Source organism: Ruegeria sp. CH6 (assembly GCF_056537005.1).
Map to the genome: position 1 here is coordinate 66281 of NZ_JBQFQS010000001.1, position 25885 is coordinate 92165.

The following is a 25885-nucleotide window of genomic DNA, read 5'->3' on the forward strand; positions in this document are numbered from 1 at the left end:
TTCTTTGCTCGTTTGAGCAATGTTTGCAAGAGGCAGCGTTACACTTCCGCCAATCCGGCAGTTTGCAACAGACGAGCGCTCTCTTCTGCCAATAGGCGTTCCTCGGCGGCGCCTTTGACGGGGACTTTACCGACTTCAAGGAACAGAGGTGCGGCCAGCGGTGAAACACGATCCAGGCGCAACAGATCGATCCGATCACCGATACGGTCGATCATGGCCTCAATCCGCCCGAAATCGACCAGCCCGCGCATCGCCTCTTCACGGGTGATTTGCATCAGCAGGTGATCCGGATCGTATTTGAGCAAAGTGTCGTACAGGATGTCTGAGGAAAACGTTGCTTGCCGCCCGCTTTTGCGTTGTCCGCCCGTGTTTCGCTCGATCAGACCTGCAATCGTGGCCGAGGCGCGAAAGGTACGTTTCATCACCGCATTTCCTGCGAGCCAGTTCTCCAGACCATCGCGAAGGGCATCAATCTGAAACAGCGGGCGCAGGTCGGTCACAGCATCCAGCCCCCAGATCAGAGTGGCATAATCAGTTGCCACAAAGCCCAATGGGGCCAATCCTGTTTCTTCCATCCGTTTGGTGACCAGCAAGCCAAGTGTCTGCTGGGCATTGCGACCTGCGAAACCGTAGACACACAAATGTTCTCGCCCATCGCTGGGAAAGCTCTCGATCAGCAGCCTGTCACGCTGCGGCAGCTGTGAGAGGTCACGCTGCAAGGACAGCCATTGCGCTGTATGTGGTGGCAGTTGAGGCCAGTCTGACTGTGCGAACATACGAAGAATGCGATCGCTCAATTGCGTAGAGGTGGCAAATTTCGTACCCGAAAAGGTGGCGATCTTGGGTTTCCGGTCAGCGCGACGGCTGACTTCGACCGTCATTTCGCGCAACCCTTCGTATCGTACGATTTGCCCTCCGATCAAAAACGTATCTCCGGGCGTCAGAGACGCGGCAAAGGCTTCTTCAACTTCACCCAGCGGTTTGCCCCCGCGATTTCTTTTCAGGCGCACTTTCAGCGTGTCAGTGTCCTGAATGGTGCCCATATTCATTCGGATACGCTGCGCAGCTCTGGGGTCGCGAAGTTGCCACAGCCCATCCGGACGTTTTAGTAGGCGCTGCCAGCGATCATAGGCACGCAGCGCGTAGCCGCCGGTCGCACAGAAATCGAGACAGGCATCAAACTGGAGGCGATCCAGTTGCGCATAGGGTCCCGCGGACGTCATCTCGGAAAACAGAGTATCCGCATCAAATGGCCCCGAGGCTGCAGCGATCAGGATGTGTTGGCACAGGACATCGCGCGGGCCGCGGCCGCGCGGTTCTCCATCCAGTTCATGCGCCTTTGCAGCCTCTAGCGCCGCGATACATTCCACCACTTCGAAACGGTTGGCTGGGACCAGCAAGGCTTTGGATGGCGCATTGTAACGATGGTTGGCACGTCCAATGCGTTGAACCAGCCGTTTGACATTCTTTGGTGCTCCAATCTGGATCACCAGATCCACGTCGCCCCAATCGATCCCCAGGTCCAGGCTGCCGGTGCAAACGATGGCGCGCAAGTCTCCGCGAACCATAGCGGCTTCGACGCGCTCGCGCTGTTGCCGGTCAAGACTGCCGTGGTGGATGCCAATAGGCAGGGCATCGTCGTTGGCCAGCCAGAGATTGTGAAAGAAAATTTCGGCCTGTGCGCGGGTGTTGTGAAAGATCAGTGTCGTCTTGTGTTTCTTGATTTGGTCCAACACTGCGGGGATCGAATAGGCAGCGCCACCACCTGACCATGGTGGCATCTCCTCGGTTTCCAGCATTGAGATATCTGGGTCCGGGCCGGGGTCTGCTTGCACAATTTCACAAGGGTCAGGATGGCGTGCCAGAAAGCGCGCGATTGCATCTGGATCCTCTACTGTTGCCGACAGTCCTACGCGTCGTAGCGCAGGGTTAAGTGATTGTAACCTTGCCAACGCCAACATCAGCTGATCACCACGTTTGCTTTCGGCCAGAGCGTGGATTTCATCCACGATCACCCTTTCAACGCCGCTGAACATACGGGCCGCATCCTCGTATGAGGTCAGCAGTGCCAGACTCTCGGGCGTGGTCAGCAGGATATGCGGTGGGTCGGCGCGCTGGCGTTTCTTTTGGGTGGCCGAGGTATCGCCTGTTCGATCCTCGATGCGAATGGGTAAGCCAATCTCTTCTACCGGTACGCGCAGATTTCGCCGGATATCTGCAGCCAGCGCCTTTAGGGGAGAGACATAGATCGTATGCAGACCATTGTGTCTGCCATCAGCCAGTTCGGCGAGTGACGGGAGGAACCCGGCCATGGTTTTGCCCCCGCCAGTAGGGGCGATCAGCACCGTCGCCGGATTCTGTGCCCGGTCGAACATGTCTAGCTGATGGGGGTGAACGGACCAGCCTTTGGCGGCAAACCAATTGTCAATCCGGGCGGGAATCTGCGTCATGACTGCAGATTACCCGCCCGTGATCAGAATGGCAGGGGGGAAGGTGTTCCTAGTGGACGATATGTTCTTCTTTGACGAACATGTTGGCCCATGCGCGATCGATCAGGTCCGGGTTCATCTGATAGGGGATGCCCTCGAACTCGCAGATCGAGATCATCTGATCGATCAGGAAGATCGGCTGATAGTTCGCATAGATGTTGTTGATTGTCGGGTATTTGACCTTGAGCAGATGAACCAGCGCCGACTCATCCAGTGGCATGCCGCGTTTACGAGCAACCATGGCAAAGATCTTCAGGAAGTTTTCTTGATTCGGGCCATCGATCTTGATCTTGAAGAAGATCCGGCGCAGAGCCGCTTGGTCGAAAATCTCATTCGGGTGGAAGTTGGTCGAAAAGATAACCAGCGTATCGAACGGAACTTCGAACTTTTCACCCGACTGCAGGCCAAGAATATCTTTGCTTTCCTCAAGCGGAACAATCCAACGGTTGATCAGTGCCTGCGGCGGTTCTGCCTGACGACCAAGGTCGTCCACGATAAAGATGCCGCCGGTGGATTTCAGCTGTAGTGGCGCCTGATAGGTACGCGCTGTAGGGTTGTAGACCAGATCCAGCATGCTGAGCGACAGTTCACCACCGGTGACCACCGTGGGGCGCTCACATTGTACATAGCGCGTGTCAAAGCGTTTGCGGCGTCGAATGCTGTTAGGGTCATCCGCTTCCTGCTCAATCGCGGTGTGAACGATCGGGTCGTAGACCGTAATCACCTGACCGGCATATTCGATGGCGCGAGGGACATAAACGTTATCTCCCAGCGCATCCCGAATACCGTTTGAAATCGAGGACTTACCGTTGCCCGGAGGGCCATACATCAGGATCGAACGGCCCGCGCTGACCGCGGGGCCCAGATGGTCCAGCAGACTGTCGGGCAAAACCAGATGCCCCATCGCGCCAGTTAACTGGTCACGCGTGACCTGAATGTTGCGGATCGATTGGCGTTTGACCTGTTCGCGATAGACATCCAGCGGTACCGGCATTGCGCCGAAATATTCGGACTGGCTGAGCGCGTCCAAGGCACGCGCTTTTCCAGCGTCGGTGAGTTGATAGCCCATCTCATTACCGCTGTTGGCATTCAGCGTACCCGTCGCCTGCAGGAGTTTCTGTTCGCGCGCCATGTCGACCAGTTCCTGGGTAACTGCGCCCGGCAAGCAAATGGCTGAGGCGATGTCAGATACAGTATCCACATTCTTACGAAAGATTGTTTTCAGAAGAATGTCCCGCATCATCACCAGTGGAAGCCGCATTTCACCCAAGCCCTTGGGGGCAGGGGGGGCTACAACGGAGGTCGTCTGCATGTTCATGAGCGTTGCTCGTCTATCAGGTTGTCACGTCAAATGCCCCGAACAGGGGTCGCTTGCGGAAAATTTGGCGCAGCTTTGTGGCAGGACCAAGGCGCGGGCAAGGCGTACTGATGATGGTTTAGGAGCCGTAAAATATACCTAAAATCAAATAGATGGACAGGCTTCCGGCCAGGACAAACCCCATTGGGAAGCGATTACCCGTGTCCCAGCTTTTCCAATCCGGCGCGATACGGCGCAAAGCGGTGTATTTTACCAGCCGATGGGTGGTCACAGCGCCAAGAATTGACGCCGTAACGATGGCCATCAGAACCATCAGATCTCCCAGCCAGATAAAGGGCGCAGCTGATGCACAGAATTTTGCGTCACCGGCTCCCATCGCTCCCGCAGCAGTCAGGAGAATGGCAAAGAACATAACCACGGCCAGATGGAATAGCTGCCACAGATAGATGGGCAGCGAAAAGGACAATGGACCAATCTCTCCCTCAAGCCACGGTCCTGACCATGGAGGAAGTGCAAACAAACCAACAATGACAAATACCAAGGTCAGCGCTTTGACCGCATGGTTTTTAATCCGCATCTCCCGCATATCCGTGAATATCACGTAAAAGCAGATCGGCAGAACAAACGGCAAAAACCACATCGCGGCCGTTGCGGGTATTTGCATGATTTATGCTTCCTCGAGCGCGCGGAGCGAGCGAACAGCTTCGTCGAAATGCTGTGGATGAGTTGCAATTGCTTCGCGGAACAGGTTTTTGGCGGTCGTCAGGTCGCCCTGCTTTACGGCCGAAATTCCCATTGTATTCAACAGCTGTGCGCGTTCGGCTTGCGACATCGGAACCACAGGCATTGAATAGTTGCCCTGCGCGCTGCGGGCCAGAACCAGATTGTTCTTGGCCGTGAACAGCGACTTGTCCTGGCGGATTGCTTCGGTGAACAGACGCTCGGCTTCGGCATACTGGCCGCGGCTCAGCTTTGAATAGCCCCAGTTGTTCATAACGCCCGCCGGGCGCGTTGTCAGGCCGACGGCCGTTTCATAGAAGTGATCGGCGCGTTTCCAGTCTTTGCTGGAGTCCGCAACCAGTGCCTCCAGTCGGTAGCGCTGGAACGTCTCATAAGTGGGGGGGACCGCATCCAGAGCGGCCTTGGCGCGCTTCCACTCGCCGCCGCGAACCAACGCATCTGCGTATTCGACTTTGTCGGCGTTTGTCGCACCCTTCATATCCAGAACACGTTTCCACGCAACCGCCGCTTCGGTGTTGCGCTTGGCACGTGTCAACGAAATGGCCAGACCACGCTGAAGGTCGATACGGTCCGGGTTTTTACTGGCAGCGCCAAGAAAATAGGTGACCGCCTCGTTGGGGTCGGCTGCGCTCAGCATAACATCGTTCAGGTTGGTTTCGTCGATGACGTTCACTTCTTGGAAAGTGCGTTCAACTTTTTCTTCTTCGGTTTCTTTCGCGCAGGCGGAAAGAACCAGCCCACACGCGACTGCTGTCGGAATCAGGAATAGTTGGCGCATTTTTTGCGTCCTTTTACTGCTCTCGCCTCTGTTACTGGGTTTTGCGAAGCACGAACGCACCGTTGCCCCGCTGTTCCAGCGTATATTCTTGTTCTTGAGGGGTATTATTAACAGGATTTTCCATTTTTGCGAGTGCTAACCGCAGATTGTCACGGATTGCGTCACTTTCGCCATTGTCCAGGGCGTAGGCCCTTTGAAAGACCTGCGACGCCTCGGGATACTGACCGGTTTCCATCAACAACACGCCCAGATTGTTCCATGCAACAGGCCAGTCAGGCTCGTCTTCCACGGCGCGACGTAAAAGCGTTTCCGCCTGGCCCAGACGCCTGAGGCCCAGATTCGCTGTCCCAAGCGAAGTCAGGATTTGAGGGGTCATCCCCTCATCCAAAGCAGCGCGGGTAAAGGACTCGAGCGCCAGCTCATATTCCCCTGCGGCCATCAGCCTGTTTCCGACGGTTAGCTCGTCCGCGGCTTCGCCCTTTGGGTCGACTCCGGGAGGGAAAGGGCCGTTGTTCAGACCGGTGTCAGTGCAAGAAGCCACCATGGTAAGAACCACGGTGGCCAAGATTGGAAAGTTGCGAAACACCCTGATAAAGACTCCTGTAGCAGGCCTAACGAAGGGATTAGAGTCCCGAGTCCACCCCGCCGCCTTTTCCGAACTCCATGATGCCTTTTGCCGATGGACCGACCAGAATGATCAGAAGCGGGGGGACCGTCAGCATCATTGTGGCAAGTGTCATTTTGGTTGGCAACTTGTTCGCGGCTTCTTCGGCGCGCATCACGCGTTTGTCACGCATTTCGCCAGCATAGACCCGCAGGGCTTCGGCAATCGATGTACCAAATGCTGCCGATTGGATCATCACGGTTACAAATGCACTGACATCCTGCACCCCGCAGCGGGTTCCGAAATCACGCAGAACCGTATCTTTGTCCTTACCGGCCTTCATTTCGTATGCGACCACTTCGAACTCCTGCGCGATGTCAGGGTAAGAACTTTGCATTTCCGCCGCCACTCGAACGATCGCCTGATCCATCGACTGACCCGCTTCGACACAGACAAGCATCAGGTCAAGTGCATCCGGGAAGCCCGCCGTAATCGCCTCCTGGCGCTCCGCGACACGTCGGGTAATCCAGTATTTCGGGATGAAGTAGCCGATACCGCCCGGGATCAGAACGCGCATCGCCATCTGTTGACCAGTAAGCTCTTCTTCTCCGCTGGAGAACACTGTTATCAGCAGCACGCCGATCAACAGACCTGCAATGGCCAGGGCGAACTGGGCAAAGTGGAAGAACCGCACCGCGTCTTTGGACTGATAGCCAGCCTGACGCAGCTTGAGTTGCATAGCAGACAGATCGTCTTCGTTCTGCGGCTCAAGAAAACTCGAGAATTTTTCGAGATTTTCGTTCCGCCCAGAGTTTCTGAGCTGGTCCTTTTTACTCTTTTTTTCTTTTTTCGGCGCTGTATTCGAGCGCTGAAGCTTTTTCAGCGGGTCTTCGGGCTGATTCAGCATCAGCGGAACAGTCACCAGGATCATGAACAGACCTAAAACCCCGACAACGATAAGGGGTCCGAATTCACCCAGCTGATCTGTCAACATGTCGTTTACATAGGTCAAGAATTCCATCGGTGACTCCTCAGACCTTAATGTTGGTCAGAATTTTCATAACGATCACGTTCAGCGTCAGCATGATGCCAACGAAGAAGCAGGCCGGAATGAAGTATGGTTCATCTATGACCGTGTCATAGTAGTTCGGATCCTTCACCAGGATGAATACCAGACAGACCAGCGGGAAACCGGACAGAAACTTACCGGACCATTGGGCCTCGGCGGTGATCGCTTTGACGCGTCTGAACAGACGAAAGCGCGCACGAATAACCTGAGCAAGCCCGGCCAGAATATCGGCTAGGTTACCACCGGACTGTTGTTGGATCGCGACGGCAACGGCCAAAAATCGCAAATCCTGCATGCCCAGACGTTCGGCCATATCCTTGAGAGCTTCACCCACGCTCCGGCCATATGCACATTCATCTGCAATGACGCCGAATTCCGTGCCCAAGGGATCCTGTACTTCGTTGGCAACAATCTGAACCGAAGATATGAACGGGTTACCAACGCGCAACGACCGAACCATGAGTTCCACGGCATCGGGCAATTGCTCTTCCATAAGCGCCATACGCTTTTTGGCTTTGCTGTTCACCCAGGCATATACAGCGCCGATGCCGATCGCGACCGAGATAGCCGCCCGCAAGACAGTATCGGCGGTGGTGCCAATGCTCAGCCCCATGAAGGCCAGACCAGACAGCAAAGCCATGATCATGATCAGTTGGCGGGGACTGAAGGCGATAGCCGCTTTCTGGGCTTTGTCAGCCAGCAACGAGTAGAGCGGGATGCTCTGCGACTTCATGTGCTGCTGCATTTCCTTGCGCAGCTGTTCCAGCACCTGCTCACGCCCGACGCCCTTGTCGAGCATATCCAGCCGCCGGTTGACCCGGCTGTTCAAGCTGATCGATTTGCCAAACGCCACAAGGTAGATACCTTCGACCAGGAGCAAAACTCCGACGAAGATCACGACATAGATAAGCGCCTCTACGGGCAGTTGCATATCCGGATCTCCTACACTGTGGTGGGTTCGTAGATCGACGAGGGCAGATCAAAGCCCCACAGCCGGAACCGCTCGGAATAGTGGCTGCGTACACCTGTCGCGGTAAAGTGACCGATGATCTTGTTGTCTGGAGTCAAGCCAACGCGTTGAAAACGAAAGATTTCCTGCATGGAAATCACATCGCCTTCCATACCGGTGATCTCGGTGATCGAGGTCATCCGACGCGAGCCGTCCTGCAAACGGCTGGCCTGTACGATCAAGTTCACAGCCGATGAGATCTGGCTGCGGACCGCTTTGATCGGCATCTCGATACCGGCCATCGCGATCATGTTCTCCAGACGTGAGATACCGTCGCGGGCCGAGTTGGCGTGAATTGTGGTCATTGATCCGTCGTGGCCGGTGTTCATGGCCTGCAACATGTCGATAACCTCAGCGCCACGCGTCTCGCCCACGATAATGCGGTCAGGACGCATACGCAGGGCGTTTTTCAGACAGTCGCGCGGGCTGACTTCACCTTTGCCCTCGACGTTGGGCGGGCGGCTTTCCATTCGGCCCACATGGGTCTGCTGCAGCTGAAGTTCCGCCGTATCCTCAATCGTCAGGATACGTTCAGCATCATCGATGAAGCTGGACAAAGCGTTGAGAGTGGTTGTTTTACCAGAACCCGTACCGCCCGAAACGATAACGTTCAGACGGGTCGAGACGGCTGCCTGCAAATAAGCTGCCATTTCTTCCGTAAACGCACCAAAATTGACCAGATCGTCGATGCCAAGCTTGTCTTTTTTGAACTTACGAATGGAAACCAGTGAGCCATCAACCGCAATCGGCGGCACCATCGCGTTGAAACGCGAGCCATCAGCAAGACGGGCGTCAACATAAGGATTTGATTCATCGACGCGACGACCCACAGCGGATACGATCTTGTCGATGATCCGCATCAGGTGCTTTTCGTCTTTAAAGGTAATGTCGCTGACTTCCAGCTTGCCGAATCGTTCGACAAAGATCTGTTGCGGACCATTGACAAGAATATCGTTGACCGTGTCGTCGCGCAGCAATGTCTCCAGCGGACCAAGGCCGGTCACCTCGTCATAGAGTTCCTTGTTGAGCTGCGTCCGGTCCTCGCGATTGAGAACGATATTGCGTGTTTCGAGAACTTCGCTGGCAATTGCGCTGATCTCGGTCCGCAGTTCCGCCTCAGCAGCATTTTCCAGAGCCGCGAGGTTCAGGTTTTCCAAAAGCTCTCGGTGCAGCTCGATCTTGATCTCACCCAAACGCTCTTTGCGTTTGCGTTCCCGATCAGATCCCGTCACCTCGGCAGCCTTCTTTTGCAGCGGCTTGCGAGCGATTGCGTTCGATTTTGCTGCCGCTGGCGCAGCTGCGGCATCAGGGGTTGGCGCCGGAGCGTTGGTCGCCGTTTCAACCGGCTGTCCGGCGGGCTGTTTCTTATATCGTGAAAACACTGCGGCTCCCCCTCGGGCTGATGTTAGGCTGCTTCGGCGTCACTTGTGCCCAGGCTATGCAGCGATTTCGCAAGTTTTGCGATTTCCCGACGTAACGGGTTTTTGGCCGCTGAACTGGACAGGGGCAGACCGTGATCGCCACTTTGCATGACTGGCTTTCCGCCATCAGGCAGTTGCAGATCGATTGAAATGCCCAGGCTTTCGCCCATGCGTTTGACCCGACTTTTACCATTCAGGTCGGTGAATTTGGGGGCCCGGTTCAAAGCAAAGCGAAGCTTGTTGAACGGCAGCTCTTCGGCTTGCAATGCGCGTTTCAGGCGCAATGCGTTCTGAGCAGAGCGCATATCCAGCTCGATAAGAGCGAAATACACATGTGCAGCTTGCAAAACGGTCTCGGACCAGTGGACCAGCGTTTTGGGCATATCCACGATGACATAATCAAAGTGGGCGCGGGCCGTGTCGATCACACGCTGTACATCTTCAGGAGTGATGATATCCAGCGGCACCATATCCGACGGTGCAGTCAGCACTTCCATCTTTTCTTCGTAAGTCTGCAATGCGGTGCCGAATACTTCCTCGTCCATTGAGGCCGTATCAGACAGCATCTCGAACACAGTCTCGCGACGGGGCAGGTCAAGATACGTCGAGATGGTGCCATATTGCAGGTCCAGATCGATAAGGCATACTTTGGGGGCATCCTTGTCGGACACCGTTGCCAACTCCCAGGCCAGATTGACCGCAAATGTGGTCGAACCGACACCGCCAGCCAGACCTTGAACGACAAAAAGCGCACCTTCTTTGGAATCCCCATTCGACAGATGCACAGCGTCAGCTTGCGGTACATGAACCGGATCCGGCTTGTTCATCCGGTCTATTGCTTCCTGCAACTCGTTTTCCGGCAGAGGGTAGGGGACGAATTCGTCAGCACCTTTGCGCAGCAATTGATGCAATGACGCAGGGGTCACATCTTCGGCGATGAGAACAACCTTGATCTTCTTTTCCTTGGCCTGCGAGATGATCTCGCCCATCAGGGTCAGGTTGTCTTCGTCTTCGCCGTCAATCGCGAGGGCAACGAACTGAAGCGATTCGGCTTCGGGCTGGCTGAAGAAGGCGAGCGCTTCGGCAAAACCTAGATCCCCCCAACGCTCCCCCAGCGCAGCTTCCATGTCTTCGATCAACAGATCAAAATTCTGGACATCACGGCTGATCGTGCAGGCCAGGATGGCAGTATTTTCGTCTTGCGGCGTGGCGCTCGTCATAAACACAATCCTCGTCGTGAGAGCGCAGCAAACGAGAGAACGTCGAAAATCGCTATTCGGTCTGCTGTCGCCCTAAAGCGGTCAATTCTGGCCGCAGGTCACCCTATTGTTCGCAAATTCACTCGAAACTTGGGCGAGAATTTGGCGCAAAAGAACCAATTGTAGGGAATTGGGCGACGATGCCGCCCAATCTGGACTTATTGTCCGCCGCCGCCGCCGCCGCCGTCGCCGCCATCATCCGCTTGGATGATGCTGATGGCGGTCGCGCTTTCGACGTACTCGCGATAGATGACTTCGGCGTACTTGCCGTCCAGCACCAGCGGATGCTTGTCGAAGAAGCCTGAGACTTCGGTAACCGTGCGGCGATTCCGGCGATCCCGATCCTGCGTTGCAACAAGAGGTCTCGTCTTTCCGAAGGAAACGACAGCCTCAAGCCGCGATCGTGAAATCCCCTGCTGGGCAAAGAACGATACAACCGCCTGGGCGCGTCGCATGCCCAGGCTCTTATTGTAGCCGGCCGAACCAACAGCGTCGGTATGCCCATATACGCGGAACCGCGCCTCGGGGAACTGTTTGATCCAGTCCGCCTGCTGCAACAGAATGCGCTGAGCTGATGCGTCCAGTTGGGCGCTGTCAAAGGCAAAGTTGATCTGGCTCGGTACCTCTGCCGCAAAGCGACGCGCCAGAATCTGTCCGTATGTCAGTTGGCCGGTCATCACCAGAGTGTTGTGATGACCCGCGTTACCGAAAGTACCTTGATCGATTTCATAGCCAGCTTCGCGAGTACAACCAGCGACAGCGACTGTAAGACCCAGTGTTAAGATCCACTTCTGCATTGGTCCTATCCTCTCAATCAATCCAGCACGTAGCCGTAGGAATTGCCAAAGCCTTGTTTGGCGACTTCCGAGGCTGCGCCGCTGCCATCGCGCGTCGTCCGTGAGACTTTGCCATTCACGAACAGATCGAATTCGCTGGGCGGTTTTACCCGATCCGTGGGTAGCGCCAGCGCTTCGCCACGTGTCGGAGATACCAGATGTGCGGTTACGATAATCATGAGTTCACTTTGCTGACGCTGATATTGAGAGCTGCGGAACAGCGACCCAAGAACCGGAACGTCACCCAGCCACGGGACCTGGTTGTTCGAGTCAGTAAAGTTGTCCTGAATCAAGCCCGCAATAGCAAAACTCTCACCATCCCGCAATTCAACGGTTGTTCTCGTGGTGCGAGTAATGAAGCTTGGAACACGGTCACCGTTGATAGTGAATTCCGAGTTTGGATCGATGCTCGACACCACCGCACCCATTTCCAGGTTGATCACATCGCTGTCAGTAACCCGCGGCACGAACAGCAATTGCACGCCAAACGTCTTGTATTCGATGGCAACAACACCGTCATCCTGCGGAACCGGAATTGGCACCTCGCCACCTGCAAGGAACTCCGCTTCCTGCCCAGACAAGGCTGACAGATTCGGTTCCGCCAGGCTGCGAGCCAAGCCTTTGGCCTCCAGCGCCTCAAGCAACAAACGAACTTGCGTCGAACCTACACCGAAACCAAAGAGAATGGCGCCGGTATTCGTCTGTGTCAGAGGAATGTTGTTGTTCAGTGCATTGTTAAGAGCGAAATTAGTGTTCAGGCCATTGAAGCCGCCCGTTACGTCGCCTCCTCTAAAGCCAAGCGAAGCTGTTAAGCTCTTTGCAACCGACCGGTTCATTTCAGCAAACCGGACTTTCATCATTACCTGCTGTACGCCACCGACACTCATTAGATTCGATACGCGCTCAGGTGCATACCGTTCTGCCAGTTCCAGAGCTCGTGCCAATCGAGCCGAGCTGGACACAACACCCGAAAGCACGATGCCGTCATTTGCGGTCCGAACTTCGATTCGCTCATTCGGAAGAATCTGGCGAAGTCTCTCTTTAAATTCAGAGACATCCGGTGCAACGCGCACCCGGACGTTCGTGATTAGGTTACCTGCGCCATCAAACAGGGTCAGCGTGGTCAGACCGGGCGCTTTACCAAGAACATAGATTGTGCGGTCTGAAAGCGAGGAGATATCAGCGATGCCTGCGTTGGCGATGCTGAGTTCCGCGAACGGCTGTTCGCTTTCCACCACGATTGCGCGGTTCATCGGAACATCCAGCGTTTCAGCTGTTCCGTTTTTAACCACGCGAATGTTTTCTGCCCAGGCGGCATTGCCAACTGGGCTCATAACAAGTGCCATCCCCAACAGGGATGCACTAATCCAGGAACGTATTGTCATGTGACCTGCCTCTCCGATCACCACTCGATTTTTTGGGTCTTGCGCCCTATGGTGCCAAACACTGCGCGAATTCGGGATTTATTGCAATAATCAATGGTTTCCGGAATTTTCCTTATGTGGATAATGCGCAACATTCCAATAGATAAGGCCACACGATACGTGTGGCCTTTACCTGTTAACAGACTGAATTGATGTCAGTTTGTGCAGGGAATCTCAGTTATGACTGTCTCTCCGCCGCGGCGTGTGCGGATGGTGCAGACTTTTTCCTGAACAGGCTGGACTTTAGGAGCCTCTTCTTCGATTCCCAGCAGCTTTCTTTGGTCAACTTCGATCGCGGATGCGATGGTCTCGTCCTGCACGCCAACCAGCGCCAGAGAAAGACGTCCTGTGTTTTGGGCTTGTGCCAAAGCAGCGATCTGTTCGGGCGTCGCCGCAACGGTTACCGTACGTGCGATCGTTGTTCCGGTGACGTCGGAACCGGCGGTCTGGTCCACCGCAATCAGCTGAATGTTGGTTTGAATCAGTCGGGTTATTTCCCCGTCAGCGCCCTGAACAGCACCGCGCAGCGAGCCGGTCCAGTAAACATCGACAATATCGTCCGGACGCAGGAAGCCTGAAACGCCCGATGCGACGTCAACGCTGATGGCGAATGCGCGCATGCCCTTTTCAAGACGAGAGGTCAGGCCAGCTGCTTCACCGGGTTTGGTGACCTTAACCTCCATCAAAGCTTCGTCTTTCTCCATCGTGCGTAAGACGAATCGGTCGCCGTTTGCGATTTCGGGGAACAGAATCGTCATATCGGTAAAGCTGCCTTCGGGAACAGCGGTCTCAGGCCACTCAACCAACCGGACATCTTCTTTCGTCAGCGGTTCGCCGTATTTAAGTGTGCGATTCGATACGACGACCTCTACGGTCGGAACGACATCAACCTTGGCATTGGCCAAGGCTTCCTGGGCGGCCTGCCGTTCACGCGCCAGCTGGGCCTGATACTCAGAAATATAGTTGCGGGCCATGTAAACGGCACCACCGGCCAATGCGACCCCAACGATCAGGACAAGTCCAAATACAGCACGCATTCGCGTCCCCTTGTATTACTGTTACTCTAGGCAAATCTCCACACGAGGTGCGGATTCATCTCGATTGGGTATAGATACGAATTGTGTCGAAAAGGGGGACAATCGGAGATTTTCTTCGGGTTCTCGATTAAACGGACTACAACACCGAAATAGTCTCGGGAAAGGGCGATTTACGCCCCTTCTTTAAAAGTTAGGCCGTCTGATCTCGATATTTGCGAGGGCCGAACCAGTTTGCGAATCCACGTGCTGAAAAGATGTCGAGAGACTCGCATAAGCAATTGCTCCAAGGCCCACGACAGCAGCAGTCAGGACAACCCAGTCTACAGTGACGGCACCGTCTTCGTTCGAAAGAAACTCGGCTAGATTGATCGGCATAGTTTCACCAGATTGGCAGCGATTTTATAAACAGGGGCCACGCCTTCGACGAAAGGCGCGGCCCCCAGATAGCTTGGTCAACCATACAGCCTATAGAATAGTACTGGAGGTTGGTGTGACTAAGATTAACTTAGTTGAAGTTCGGCGTGGTTACGGTAACACCGGTCAGCGCGCTTTCTACGCTGTCTGCCAGATCGCTGGCACCAGTACGAACCTGGTTGTATGCAACAGCAGCCAGAGCAACAACAGCAGCGGTCAGAACGACCCAGTCTACAGTTACGGCACCGTCTTCGTCTTTACGGAAGTTCTTGATGAACTTGATCATGTTTCGTCCCTCCTAAAGGATCTAACTCTAATTAACCTCGGCGTCTTGTCAGAGCTTTCTCTCTCAGTCAGCCCCCGATCGTCTCGGCATGGCACTATGATTGCTCTTCGTGCGTGGCAGGAATTGGGCCAAACAGCGAATTTTTCGCCTCAAGCTTAACTTTTTAGTCATTTATTTTATAACTAATTGAAAAATAATGGAAAAAAATGTTGTGCCATTTGACGGAACCGTGGGGGGCGATGCAAATTTACGCCAAATGAGGCGAAATCGCCCCATTTCGCTTTGTTTTTCTGGCCTTGCGGGAAGATTCGCGTATCAAATCAACCCAAAAGAAAAGATGAGGCAGGCAGAATGTATCTCCGGGACGCACTTACATGCGCCGGCGTTTTGGCGTTGCTATTCGCAACGGCGGCGCCTGTGCCCGCAGCTGATGTAGAGCCACGCGGCGTATACAAAAGAATCAAGGCTCCTAAGCCCGGCGCGCGACCGCGCGTGACTGTTCAGATCACCGAAGAAGAGCACGCGTCATCGCCTTCAGCTCCCAGCACGGGAACTGAGTTGGTGGTGCCAGAAATCATTGCACGTGCAAAACCGCCGGCCGATCTGCCTTTGCCAGATGCGCCAAAAAAACCTGTCGGGTCATACAAGGCATTCTGGGAAACGATTTCACCTGAATTGGCAAAAGCCGGTGCTGGCCGACTCGATAGTGCTTTCCAGGCACTTTCGTCGACGGGTGTTACTTCACCACGGTTGAAGACCCTTCAAAATATCGTACAGCAAAGAGGGGTCGACATTCTGCGCTCAACAATAGGCACGGAGGTCTCTCCGGCGCTGGTGCTTGCTGTGATTTCCGTTGAATCTGCGGGGCGCTCGGATGCTGTCAGCTCTGCAGGCGCGCAGGGGTTGATGCAGTTGATGCCAGCGACTGCCGAACGTTTCGGGGTCAAGGACAGCCTGAAGCCCGAGCAGAATATAGCCGGTGGTGTAAAATACCTGGACTGGCTGATGGGGGAATTCGGAAACGATCCGATCCTGGTTCTGGCTGGATATAATGCAGGAGAGGGTGCAGTGCGCAAACACAGCGGTGTGCCACCCTATGCCGAAACCCGCGATTACGTTCCCAAGGTTCTGGCGGCATTTCAGGTCGCCCGAGCGCTTTGCGCCACACCACCTGAACTGATCTCTGACGGGTGCGTTTTCCAGACCCTGAATTGAAAAAGGCCCGCTCTCAGGCGGGCCTATCCATATCTACAGGATCAGTTGACGATATTGGCCTCAGTCGCAGCGCGAATCTCGTCCTCGGTCACGCCCTCTGCGATCTCGATGATTTTCAGGCCGCCCTCAACCACGTCCAGAACGCCCAGATTGGTGATGATGCGATTCACCACCTTCTTTCCGGTCAACGGCAGGGTGCATTTCTTCAGCAGCTTGGATTTGCCGTGCTTGTTGGTGTGATCCATCACAACGATCACGCGGCCAACGCCCGCAACCAGATCCATCGCGCCGCCCATGCCTTTGACCAGTACGCCGGGAATCATCCAGTTGGCCAGGTCGCCCTCTTCATCGACTTCCATCGCGCCCAGAACAGCGGCAGCGATCTTACCGCCCCGGATCATCGCAAATGAGGTCGCGCTGTCGAAGTAAGACGTGCGAGACAGTTCGGTGATCGTCTGCTTACCGGCATTGATCAGGTCCGCGTCCTCTTCGCCCTCGAAAGGGAAGGGACCCATGCCCAGCATACCGTTTTCGGACTGAAGGGTGATGTCCTTGTCACCTACGTAGTTCGCCACCAGCGTCGGAATGCCGATGCCGAGGTTCACATACATGCCGTCTTCAAGCTCTTGCGCCGCGCGTGCGGCCATCTGATTACGATCCCAGGGCATTATGCTTCCTCCTTCTTACGGGTGGTGCGTTGTTCGATGCGCTTTTCGTGCTGGCCCTGAATGATGCGATGCACGTAGATGCCGGGCAGGTGGATTGCATCGGGGTCCAGCGAGCCGCGCGGTACGATCTCTTCAACCTCGGCGATGCAGATCTTGCCGCAGGTTGCGGCGGGCACGTTGAAGTTGCGTGCGGTCTTTCGGAAGATCAGGTTGCCGGTGTCGTCGGCTTTCCAGGCTTTGACGATGGCCAGATCGGCAAAGATGCCTTCTTCCAGAATGTAAGTCTCGCCGTTGAAGTCTTTGTGCTCTTTGCCTTCAGCGATCACAGTGCCCACGCCGGTCTTGGTATAGAAACCGGGGATGCCCGCACCGCCAGCGCGCATACGCTCGGCTAGAGTGCCTTGGGGGTTGAATTCCAGCTCCAGCTCACCGCTCAGGTACTGACGCATGAACTCGGCGTTTTCGCCAACGTAAGAGCTGATCATCTTTTTGACCTGCTTGGTCTGCAGCAGAATGCCGATCCCGAAATCGTCGACGCCGGCGTTGTTCGAGGCAAAGGTCAGGTTCTGAGCGCCCGAGTCCTTGATGGCCTCAAGCAGCAGCTCGGGAATACCGCACAGGCCAAAACCGCCCGCCGCGATCATCATGCCGTCCGAGATCACTCCATCGAGCGCTTCGGTGGCATTGGCATAGACTTTCTTCATGGAAAACTCCCCCAATGACATGGTGATGGCGCAGGTTGTGCCGCCGCGTCACGGGGAAGTCAATGAAACCAAGGGGTAGGTGGTATTTCTACCTAGCCGATCGTCAAGTGGCCGCCTTTTTGGTCGTCTTCTTGGCAGCGGTCTTTTTCTTGGGGGCCGCTTTTTTCTTGGTCCCCTTTTTGGCTGCGCGCTCGTTGACCAGTTCGATGGCCATTTCCTGCGTCACATCTTCCGGCTTGATGTCCTTGGGAATGGTCGCATTGACCTTTTCCCATTTCACATAAGGTCCATAGCGCCCGTCCAGAACCTGCATGGCGCCGCCATCCGGATGCTCTCCCAGCTCTTTGAGCGGTTTCGCAGCCGCCTGACCGCGTCGCCCAGGGTTGGCGCGCTTTTCAGCTAGCAATTCCACAGCCCGGTTCATGCCGATCTCAAATACATCGTTGGGGTCTTTGAGGTTGGCGTAGACCGGCTTTGCCTCTTCCGGCAGCTGATGCATCAGGTAAGGCCCAAATCGCCCGAAATTAGAACTGATCATACCACCTTCGGGATGTTCACCAATCTGACGCGGCAGGCTCAGTAGAGTCACCGCCTTCTCCAGATCCATGTCGTCCTTACTCCATCCACGAGGCAGAGAAGCACGAGGTGGTTTTTTGTTTTCAGGTGTTGGTTCACCGCGCTGAACATAGGGACCAAAACGCCCGGATTTGAGCCAGATCTCATCCCCTGAGTTTTCGCCTAGCAGTCGTTCATCCCCCTCAGCACCCTCACCAGCGATGGGGCGGGTGTAAGTGCATTCGGGATAGTTCCCGCAGCCCACGAAACCGCCGGTCCGGGATGTTTTGAGGTGCAACTGACCCACACCACACTTCGGGCAGATACGCGGATCTGACCCATCTTCTCTTGGCGGATACAGCTGCGGCGCCAGCGCCTCGTCCAGCTTGTCCAACACTTCCGAGATACGCAGTTCAGACGTCTCACCAATTGCAGCTGAGAAGTCGCGCCAGAACTTGCCCAGCAGATCCTTGTAATCCCGGTCGCCTGCGCTGACATCGTCCAGCTGTTCTTCGAGGTTCGCAGTGAACTCGTAGCCAACATACTGTCGGAAGAAGTTCAGCAGGAAGATCGTAACAATCCGGCCCTTCTCCTCAGGGATCAACCGGTTCTTGTCCTTCCGCACATATTCCCGGTCTTGAATCGTGGTTACGATCGACGCGTAGGTCGAGGGGCGACCGATCCCCAACTCTTCCATCCGCTTGACCAGTGTGGCCTCGGTGTAACGCGGTGGTGGCTGTGTGTGGTGCTGCAGCGCCAGAACGGATTCGTTCTCGGACAGAACGGCCTCTTTCGCGACCTTGTCGCCAGTTTCACTGGTCGCCTTCGCGAACTGATCCCGCAATGAGGCTTTGGCAAAGCGAGCCGTATCGCCTTGCATGATCTGTGGCAGGCGTTTTTCATCCTCGTCGGCCACGTCATCTCGGCCTTCTTCGTAAACGCGCATGAACCCGTCAAACAGCACCACCTGACCCGTGGCACGCAGACCAACCTGACCATCATCGCTGCCGATTTCGACCGTTGTACGCTCCAGCCGAGCTGCAGCCATCTGGCAAGCAATCGTACGTTTCCAGATCAGGTCATACAGTTTGCGCTGATCCTCATCCGTAACCTTCAGAGCCTTTGCATCACGGGTCATATCCGTTGGGCGGATACACTCGTGCGCTTCCTGGGCGTTCTTGGCCTTGTTCTTGTAGATACGCGAGCTGTCTGGAACATATTCCGCGCCATACCGATCAGCGATGGCGTCACGCGTGGCTGCAACAGCCTCGGGTGCCATGTCGATACCGTCGGTCCGCATATAGGTAATGTAACCCGCCTCATACAGCCGCTGTGCCACCTGCATAGCGTGGCGCGCGCCCATGCCGAACTTGCGGCTGGCCTCTTGCTGCAGAGTCGAAGTCATGAATGGGGCGCTGGGATTGCGCGCCGCTGGTTTCGCCTCAACCGATGTCACGCTCAGCGCGCGGCTGGTGATAGCCTGAACCGCCAGTTCCGCCTGCGTGGCATTGGCCAGATCGTGTTTGTCCAGCTTTTTACCAGCCAGAGTGACCAGGCGTGCCTCATAGGTCTGACCGCGTGGTGTTTCGAACAGTGCTTTGACCGACCAGTACTCGACCGGTTTGAAGGCTTCGATCTCCATCTCTCGCTCGACGATCAGGCGCAGACAGACCGATTGAACGCGTCCAGCCGATTTTGCGCCCGGCAGCTTGCGCCACAGAACCGGAGACAGGTTGAAGCCCACAAGATAGTCCAGTGCGCGACGGGCCAGATAAGCCTCGACCAGAGGCATATCGACCTCGCGAGGGTTCTGCATGGCCTGCGTCACCGCCTCTTTGGTGATGGCGTTGAAAGTGACCCGGCTTACCGGAGTATCCTTCTTAATGGAACGGCGCTTGGTCAGCGCTTCCTGCAGGTGCCAGCTGATCGCTTCTCCCTCGCGGTCGGGGTCGGTCGCAAGGATGAGGGCGTTGTCTTCCTTAAGGGCGTCGGCGATCGCCTTGACGTGTTTGCGGCTGTCGTTGCCGACCTCCCACTTCATCGAAAATTCGTGGTCTGGATCGACAGATCCGTCCTTCGGTGGAAGGTCCCGAACGTGACCATACGAGGCCAGAACCGTGTAGTCGGGGCCAAGGTACTTATTGATTGTTTTAGCTTTGGCCGGGGATTCTACAACAACTACAGGCATTTAGTGAAAAACCTCGCTCGACGGATTTGGCGCCTTCTATGGCCGTGCAAAATGTGTGGGGCAAGGAGGAATTGTCAATGCGTTCCTTAAAATGACTGTTTTCGACCGGAATCTCAGGGGGATAATCGCTTGTTTGTATTCAATAACGACTGGGGTGCCCCCCAAATCAGGCACCTAACTTGCCAGAGACAGCAATCCACCAGCCTGCCTTTGGATTCGCCCGTCAAGCTCCAGATCGACCAGCGCAGGGCCGATTTCCCCGGCCGTAGCGGCGATATCGCGGATCAATTGATCCTCGGCGATGGGCGAAGGGCCAAGTCGAGACAGTATTTCGTTATGCAACCTCTGCCCATCCTTGCCGTTCTGTGCAGTATTGGGGGTCACATCCGGGCAAAGTGTGGAGACAGATGGCTCATTGCCGGAACCAGTCGATTGCTGTGGAAGGGCCTCAATCACATCCTGGGCAGAGCGAACCAATGTGGCTCCATCCCGGATCAGCAGATTGCACCCTGCCGCCCGCGCATCGAAAGGATGGCCGGGTACCGCAAGAACCTCACGCCCCTGATCCAACGCATCCCGGGCAGTAATCAGGCTGCCTGATTTTGCTGCGGCTTCCACTACGACCACCGCCTGTGCCAGTCCTGAAATGATGCGATTGCGGCGTGGGAAATGCCGCGCCTGAGGTGTTACACCCATCGGCTGTTCCGAAAGGCGCAATCCGGTCTCAAGCAGATCCTCCGCCAACTTGGCGTTTTCGGCCGGGTAGATCACATCGACACCGCCAGCCATTACCGCTACGGTTCCGGTTGCCATGGTTGCAAGATGAGCCGAGGTGTCGATTCCGCGCGCTAGGCCGGAAACCACTACATAGCCATGCTCCGCCAACTCCGATGCCAATGCGCGTGCCATGCGTGACCCAAGCGAGGAACAGTTGCGTGCCCCAACCAATGCGATCATCGGGCGTTGTAGGACCGACAGGTTCCCAATCGCCCAAAGCATTGGTGGAGCATCAGATAGATCGACCAGACTCTTTGGAAAGTCAGTGGCCCCAAGGCACAAAAGCTGCGCATTCGCAGCCTTTGCAGCCTTGAGTTCCGCCTCGATCACGCCGGGTGGGCAGATTTCATACCCTTCGATTCCGGCAGCGCGTGCCATTTCCGGCAGCGCGGCCAGCGCATTCTGCGCCGAGCCATGTTCACGCAGCAGGCGCCGGAATGTCGCCGGACCAACCTTTCGCGAACGCATCAGACGAAGCCAGGAAAACCGGTCTTCTTCCGTGGTGGGTGGGAGTGTGGGGTGATTGGAAGATAGCTGCTCTTCGGTCATCCGATGCTCCGCCTGATTGCAAAACAGGTTTACGAGATGCGGGGTTAACAGCTTGTGAATCGACGAAAATTTTAAGAAGTCTGTCTTGGGATATTTCGCAGAACTTTCGTAAGTATATGATATCTAATTATAAGTGCTACTGCGGATATTTAAGAGAAAATCGCATAGCGATTTCAATATTCGGTACTGCAACAGCCCGAGTTAACCTCGAGCTGTTAATGCCTGATCTGACCTGCGACTCAGGCTGCCGATCCACCGACGGTCAGGCCGTCCATCAAAACGGTTGGCTGGCCAACGCCCACCGGCACCCATTGACCATCTTTGCCACAAGTGCCCATCCCGGGGTCCAGTGCCATGTCATTGCCCAGTCCGCGGATACGTTTCAACGCCGATGGCCCATCGCCAATCAGTGTCGCGCCCTTGACGGGTGCTCCGATCTTGCCGTTCTCGACCCGGTAAGCTTCGGTGCATGAAAACACGAACTTGCCATTTGTGATGTCGACCTGCCCACCGCCGAAGCCGACCGCCCAGATGCCATCCTTGATTTCGGCCACCAGTTCAGCAGGATCGGAATCACCGCCCAGCATGATAGTGTTGGTCATGCGTGGCATGGGTTTGTGGGCATAGCTCTGCCGCCGCCCATTGCCGGTTGGCGAAACACCCATCAATCGCGCGTTCTGGCGGTCCTGCATGTAACCGGTCAGGATGCCGTCCTCGATCAGCACAGTGCGCGAACTTGGGGTGCCCTCGTCATCCACGGTGATCGATCCGCGACGATCCGGGATCGTGCCGTCATCAACTACTGTCACGCCTTTCGAGGCAATTTGCTGCCCCATCAGGCCAGCGAAGGCTGAGCTTCCTTTGCGATTGAAGTCACCCTCAAGGCCATGACCGATGGCCTCGTGCAGAAGAATGCCAGGCCAACCAGGGCCAAGCGCCACTTCCATCACGCCGGCAGGCGCGGGGATTGCATCCAGATTAACCAACGCGATGCGCAACGCTTCGCGCGCCTTGTCCTGCCAGTCTGATGGATCAATCAGACCATCAAGACCCACACGTCCACCGCCGCCAGCGGAACCGCTTTCACGGCGACCATTCTGTTCGACGATCACCGAGACATTCAGGCGGGTCATCGGTCTTACGTCGCGGACAAGAACTCCATCGGGGCGCAGGATCTCAACCTCCTGCACCGCGGCGGCGATGGTTGCGCTGACCTGAACAACTCGGGAATCGAGGTTACGCGCAAATGCATCAATCTCGCGCAGCGTATCAATCTTGACCGGGAAGCTGGCGGATTCGATCGGATCTTCGTCTGTATAAAGCCGTGTATTTGTGGCGCGCGGTGCATCGGCAAGCGTTCCACCGCCGTCCCCAACCGCCAGCCGTGCGGTTTCGGCCGCGCGTTTTAGCGAAGGGATCGAGACATCGGTCGAATGCGCATACCCTGCCACATCACCCTGAACCGCGCGCAGTCCAAATCCCTCAGAAGCGTCATAGGAAGCGGTGCGTAGACGCCCGTCATCGAAGACCAGAGACTCGGATTTACGCCGTTCAACATAAAGCTCTCCGTCCTCTGCACCCGCTGTGGCAGACTGCAGAACGGCCAGCGCTTCGTCGTGGGGAAGGGCGGTTTCAAAAGGGCGAAACGGGGCTTGAGTCATCGGTTGCTGCCTTTCGGGTTTGATCCAGATCAAAAATAGCGTCTGTTTGACGCAAGCATTTTGCTTTATCTACCCGACGGAATATGGTTTTTAACGCGGCCAAAGACAACGGGAGAGGTGTGACCGATTCACGCCTTTTCGCGAGAGAAGCAAAGATCAAACGATCAGGACAGAACATGAAGAATGCTTTGATGCTTTCGGGGCTTGCCACAGCCCTCTCCAGCCTTCCCGCCATGGCTCAGGAGCTTGAGATTATTGGCAAGCCGGTCGACGGCGGCATCGGTTTCCAACCCGCCGCCACCAGCCTTGCGGATGGGATCCAGCGTCTGGACGATATGATTCTGGTGATCATCACCGCAATCTGTGTGCTCGTTGCTGGACTGCTGGTTTATTGCATCGTGCGCTACAATCAGCGCGCAAACCCGAAACCCGCTGCATTCTCGCACTACACTCCGGTCGAGATCGCATGGACTCTGGGTCCGATCCTGATTCTGGTTTTCATCGGTGCCTTCTCACTGCCAGTGCTGTTCAAGCAGCAGGAAATCCCGGAAGGTGACGTTGTGATCAAAGTCGTCGGCAACCAGTGGTACTGGACCTACGAATATGTCGATCATGACTTTGCTTTCGACAGCTATCTGCTGGGTCACCCCGCAACTCTGGACGAAGGCGCACGCCCTGCGGACGCAGATGTGACACCGTTCGTTCTGGATGACGCAATGCGCGCCAAACTGACAGATGCAGGCTACAGCGAAGATGAGTGGCTGCTGGCCACCGACACCGCAGTTGTTGTGCCTGTTGGCAAGATCGTCGTCATGCAGGTTACCGCGTCTGACGTGATCCACTCGTGGACCATCCCGTCCTTCGGCGTGAAACAGGATGGTGTACCGGGCCGCTTGGCTGAGCTGTGGTTCCAGGCCGACAAGGAAGGCATCTACTTCGGTCAGTGTTCGGAACTGTGCGGTAAGGACCACGCCTACATGCCGATCACTGTCAAAGTGGTCAGCGAAGAGGCTTACGAGCAATGGCTGCAAGGCGCACTTGAAGAATATGCGGGTCAGCCGGCTTCCTATCAGGTTGCATCGAACTGACAGCACGTGCGGGTACCCATCCCGCGCATCAAATAAAGCAGGCTGCGCGTCTTACGCGCAGCTTTCGCCCCAAAAGGACCGGAAATGAGCGACGCAAGCATCAATGCCAGCACCGTGAACGCGCAGACCCGCGCGGACGAGGCCAGCTTTGGCGATTATTTCGCCCTGCTGAAGCCGCGTGTGATGTCGCTGGTTGTGTTCACCGCTCTGGTCGGGCTGCTGGCCGCGCCGGTTCCGGTGCACCCCTTTGTCGGATTCTGTGCCATCCTGTTCATTGCCATTGGCGGCGGTGCCTCGGGCGCGCTCAACATGTGGTGGGATGCCGATATCGACAAGGTGATGAAGCGCACCAAAGGTCGGCCGATCCCGTCTGGCAAGGTTGAGGAAGGCGAAGCGCTGGCCCTGGGTCTGGCCCTTTCCGGCATGTCCGTGATGATGCTGGCGCTGGCAACAAATATCTTTGCCGGCGCGTTCCTCGCCTTCACGATCTTTTTCTATGTCGTCATCTACACGATGTGGCTGAAACGCTCGACGCCCCAGAACATCGTGATCGGTGGCGCTGCGGGTGCATTCCCTCCGGTGATCGGATGGGTTGCCGCAACTGGCTCGATGTCGATTGAGCCCTGGCTGATGTTTGCCCTGACCTTTATGTGGACACCGCCGCATTTCTGGGCGCTGGCGCTGTTCATGCGCTCGGATTATGACGATGCCGGTGTGCCGATGCTGACCGTCACCCACGGTCGCAAGGCGACCCGCACTCATATTCTAGTCTACACCGTTTTGCTGGCATTGCTGGCGATCGGGACTGCATTCTCGGGTATCGGCGGGCCGGTTTATCTGGTGGTTGCTGTCGTCCTGAATGCGCTGTTCCTGCGCGGAGCATGGAAAATCTCTCGGCGCACAGAAGAGGACGCGGAAGCCGACAACTTCAAAGTCGAACGCAGCTTCTTCAAGCTGTCGCTGCTTTACCTCTTCCTGCATTTTGGCGCTATTCTGGTTGAAGCGCTTCTGAAGAACTACGGTCTGGGAGGCTGGTGATGAGCTTGCGCAAGAGCCACGAACTGCATCAGCGCCGGTTCAGCCGCAATCTTGGTGTTGGACTGACGTTGGCGGCCTTCATCGTGATCATCTTTGGTCTGACCATCGTCAAGGTTTCCGGTACCGACTTTACGGTTCCAACTTCTGAGGTGCAGAACTGATGGCGATGTCGGGTCCACAGAAAACGGTTGTGCAGCTGGTTGGTGTTGTCGTTCTGATGGGCGGCCTCGCTTGGGCGTCCGTGCCGTTCTACAACTGGTTTTGTCGGGTAACAGGTTTTGGTGGCACCACTGGCGTCGCCGAGCAGGCTCCGGATGATGTTCTGGACCAGATCGTCACCATTCGCTTTGATGCATCCAAAGCCAAGGACATGCCCTGGGAGTTCAAACCGGTCGAGCGCGAGATGAAAGTGCGCATCGGTGAAACCGGGCTGGCCTTTTATGAGGCATACAACCCGACAGACAAACCCATCGCGGGGCAGGCGTCCTACAACGTGACGCCCTATTCGGCCGGTGGATATTTCCAGAAAATTGCCTGCTTCTGCTTTGACGAGCAGGTTCTGCAACCGGGTGAGCGGGTCGAAATGCCTGTCACCTTCTTCGTCGATCCGGAAATCGTCGAAGACCCCGAAGCACAGTATGTTCATACGATCACACTGTCGTATACATTCTACGAAATTGACCTGCCCGAGGGCTATGCCGCCCTTGAAGCGCAGGCAGATACAAACACGAACTAACGCCTGTAGGTGAGGGACGCT

General features: G+C 55.9%; 24 protein-coding genes. 5 read left to right on the forward strand and 19 right to left on the reverse strand.

Annotation, left to right across the window (positions count from 1 at the left end):
* Window positions 1-38 precede the first annotated feature (38 nt).
* The 14 genes from ACR0CW_RS00350 to ACR0CW_RS00415 all read right to left on the reverse strand — a co-directional run bounded on the left by ACR0CW_RS00350 (window position 39) and on the right by ACR0CW_RS00415 (window position 14685).
* Window positions 39-2450 carry a ligase-associated DNA damage response DEXH box helicase gene (locus ACR0CW_RS00350; RefSeq protein WP_480786442.1) on the reverse strand — a complete coding sequence of 804 codons (2412 nt, stop codon included), beginning with the start codon at window positions 2448-2450 and terminating at the stop codon, window positions 39-41.
* Between the two features lie 49 nt (window positions 2451-2499).
* Window positions 2500-3807 (reverse strand): ATPase, encoded by a 1308-nt coding sequence (locus tag ACR0CW_RS00355; protein WP_155143332.1) that lies wholly within the window; start codon window positions 3805-3807, stop codon window positions 2500-2502.
* A gap of 118 nt (window positions 3808-3925) precedes the next feature.
* Complete coding sequence (locus ACR0CW_RS00360) at window positions 3926-4471, reverse strand: prepilin peptidase (protein ID WP_480739727.1); 546 nt, start codon at window positions 4469-4471, stop codon at window positions 3926-3928.
* Between the two features lie 3 nt (window positions 4472-4474).
* Window positions 4475-5326: a tetratricopeptide repeat protein gene (locus tag ACR0CW_RS00365; protein WP_155143334.1), complete on the reverse strand. Its 852-nt coding sequence runs from the start codon at window positions 5324-5326 to the stop codon at window positions 4475-4477.
* A gap of 31 nt (window positions 5327-5357) precedes the next feature.
* Window positions 5358-5870, reverse strand: coding sequence for a tetratricopeptide repeat protein (locus ACR0CW_RS00370; protein WP_155143343.1), 513 nt, complete (start codon window positions 5868-5870; stop codon window positions 5358-5360).
* Between the two features lie 79 nt (window positions 5871-5949).
* Window positions 5950-6951, reverse strand: a complete 1002-nt coding sequence (locus ACR0CW_RS00375; RefSeq protein WP_155143335.1) for a type II secretion system F family protein — start codon at window positions 6949-6951, stop codon at window positions 5950-5952.
* A 10-nt stretch (window positions 6952-6961) separates the two neighbouring features.
* Window positions 6962-7930: a type II secretion system F family protein gene (locus ACR0CW_RS00380; protein WP_155143336.1), complete on the reverse strand. Its 969-nt coding sequence runs from the start codon at window positions 7928-7930 to the stop codon at window positions 6962-6964.
* Window positions 7931-7941: 11 nt separating this feature from the next.
* Entirely contained in the window at window positions 7942-9390 is a 1449-nt protein-coding gene (locus ACR0CW_RS00385) for a TadA family conjugal transfer-associated ATPase (RefSeq protein ID WP_170331212.1), read from the reverse strand.
* A 23-nt stretch (window positions 9391-9413) separates the two neighbouring features.
* On the reverse strand, window positions 9414-10649 hold the full coding sequence (locus tag ACR0CW_RS00390) for a CpaE/TadZ family protein (RefSeq protein ID WP_155139553.1): 1236 nt from the start codon (window positions 10647-10649) through the stop codon (window positions 9414-9416).
* Window positions 10650-10846: 197 nt separating this feature from the next.
* Window positions 10847-11485, reverse strand: coding sequence for an OmpA family protein (locus ACR0CW_RS00395; RefSeq protein WP_155139555.1), 639 nt, complete (start codon window positions 11483-11485; stop codon window positions 10847-10849).
* 17 nt (window positions 11486-11502) lie between these two features.
* Window positions 11503-12909 (reverse strand): type II and III secretion system protein family protein, encoded by a 1407-nt coding sequence (locus ACR0CW_RS00400; RefSeq protein WP_155139557.1) that lies wholly within the window; start codon window positions 12907-12909, stop codon window positions 11503-11505.
* 194 nt (window positions 12910-13103) lie between these two features.
* Window positions 13104-13985 (reverse strand): Flp pilus assembly protein CpaB, encoded by an 882-nt coding sequence (cpaB, locus tag ACR0CW_RS00405; protein ID WP_480786443.1) that lies wholly within the window; start codon window positions 13983-13985, stop codon window positions 13104-13106.
* 183 nt (window positions 13986-14168) lie between these two features.
* A complete protein-coding gene (locus ACR0CW_RS00410) occupies window positions 14169-14360 on the reverse strand; it encodes a hypothetical protein (RefSeq protein WP_254436738.1) in 192 nt (63 codons plus the stop codon).
* A 130-nt stretch (window positions 14361-14490) separates the two neighbouring features.
* The gene (locus tag ACR0CW_RS00415) at window positions 14491-14685 is read right to left on the reverse strand and encodes a hypothetical protein (RefSeq protein ID WP_155139560.1); all 195 of its coding nucleotides are present in this window, start codon (window positions 14683-14685) and stop codon (window positions 14491-14493) included.
* A 351-nt stretch (window positions 14686-15036) separates the two neighbouring features.
* Between ACR0CW_RS00415 and ACR0CW_RS00420 the strand changes: the two genes are divergently transcribed.
* A complete protein-coding gene (locus ACR0CW_RS00420) occupies window positions 15037-15900 on the forward strand; it encodes a lytic transglycosylase domain-containing protein (RefSeq protein WP_170331213.1) in 864 nt (287 codons plus the stop codon).
* Window positions 15901-15941: 41 nt separating this feature from the next.
* Here the strand turns inward: ACR0CW_RS00420 and ACR0CW_RS00425 are convergent, their stop codons facing one another.
* The 5 genes from ACR0CW_RS00425 to tldD all read right to left on the reverse strand — a co-directional run bounded on the left by ACR0CW_RS00425 (window position 15942) and on the right by tldD (window position 23002).
* Window positions 15942-16568, reverse strand: a complete 627-nt coding sequence (locus ACR0CW_RS00425; protein WP_155139579.1) for a CoA transferase subunit B — start codon at window positions 16566-16568, stop codon at window positions 15942-15944.
* Window positions 16568-17272 (reverse strand): CoA transferase subunit A, encoded by a 705-nt coding sequence (locus ACR0CW_RS00430; RefSeq protein WP_155139581.1) that lies wholly within the window; start codon window positions 17270-17272, stop codon window positions 16568-16570. The genes ACR0CW_RS00425 and ACR0CW_RS00430 overlap by 1 nt, the downstream gene beginning before the upstream one ends.
* Before the next feature lie 103 nt (window positions 17273-17375).
* Window positions 17376-20015, reverse strand: coding sequence for a type I DNA topoisomerase (topA, locus tag ACR0CW_RS00435; protein WP_480786444.1), 2640 nt, complete (start codon window positions 20013-20015; stop codon window positions 17376-17378).
* A gap of 174 nt (window positions 20016-20189) precedes the next feature.
* Window positions 20190-21341: a DNA-processing protein DprA gene (gene dprA, locus ACR0CW_RS00440; protein WP_480786445.1), complete on the reverse strand. Its 1152-nt coding sequence runs from the start codon at window positions 21339-21341 to the stop codon at window positions 20190-20192.
* A 239-nt stretch (window positions 21342-21580) separates the two neighbouring features.
* Window positions 21581-23002, reverse strand: a complete 1422-nt coding sequence (tldD, locus tag ACR0CW_RS00445; RefSeq protein WP_480786446.1) for a metalloprotease TldD — start codon at window positions 23000-23002, stop codon at window positions 21581-21583.
* A gap of 176 nt (window positions 23003-23178) precedes the next feature.
* Between tldD and coxB the strand changes: the two genes are divergently transcribed.
* The 4 genes from coxB to ACR0CW_RS00465 all read left to right on the forward strand — a co-directional run bounded on the left by coxB (window position 23179) and on the right by ACR0CW_RS00465 (window position 25864).
* Entirely contained in the window at window positions 23179-24090 is a 912-nt protein-coding gene (coxB, locus tag ACR0CW_RS00450; RefSeq protein WP_480786447.1) for a cytochrome c oxidase subunit II, read from the forward strand.
* Window positions 24091-24174: 84 nt separating this feature from the next.
* Window positions 24175-25128, forward strand: coding sequence for a heme o synthase (gene cyoE, locus ACR0CW_RS00455; protein ID WP_170331223.1), 954 nt, complete (start codon window positions 24175-24177; stop codon window positions 25126-25128).
* Complete coding sequence (locus ACR0CW_RS00460) at window positions 25128-25289, forward strand: hypothetical protein (protein ID WP_170331225.1); 162 nt, start codon at window positions 25128-25130, stop codon at window positions 25287-25289. Before cyoE ends, ACR0CW_RS00460 begins: the two co-directional genes overlap by 1 nt.
* A complete protein-coding gene (locus ACR0CW_RS00465) occupies window positions 25289-25864 on the forward strand; it encodes a cytochrome c oxidase assembly protein (RefSeq protein WP_155139592.1) in 576 nt (191 codons plus the stop codon). Before ACR0CW_RS00460 ends, ACR0CW_RS00465 begins: the two co-directional genes overlap by 1 nt.
* Window positions 25865-25885 lie beyond the last annotated feature (21 nt).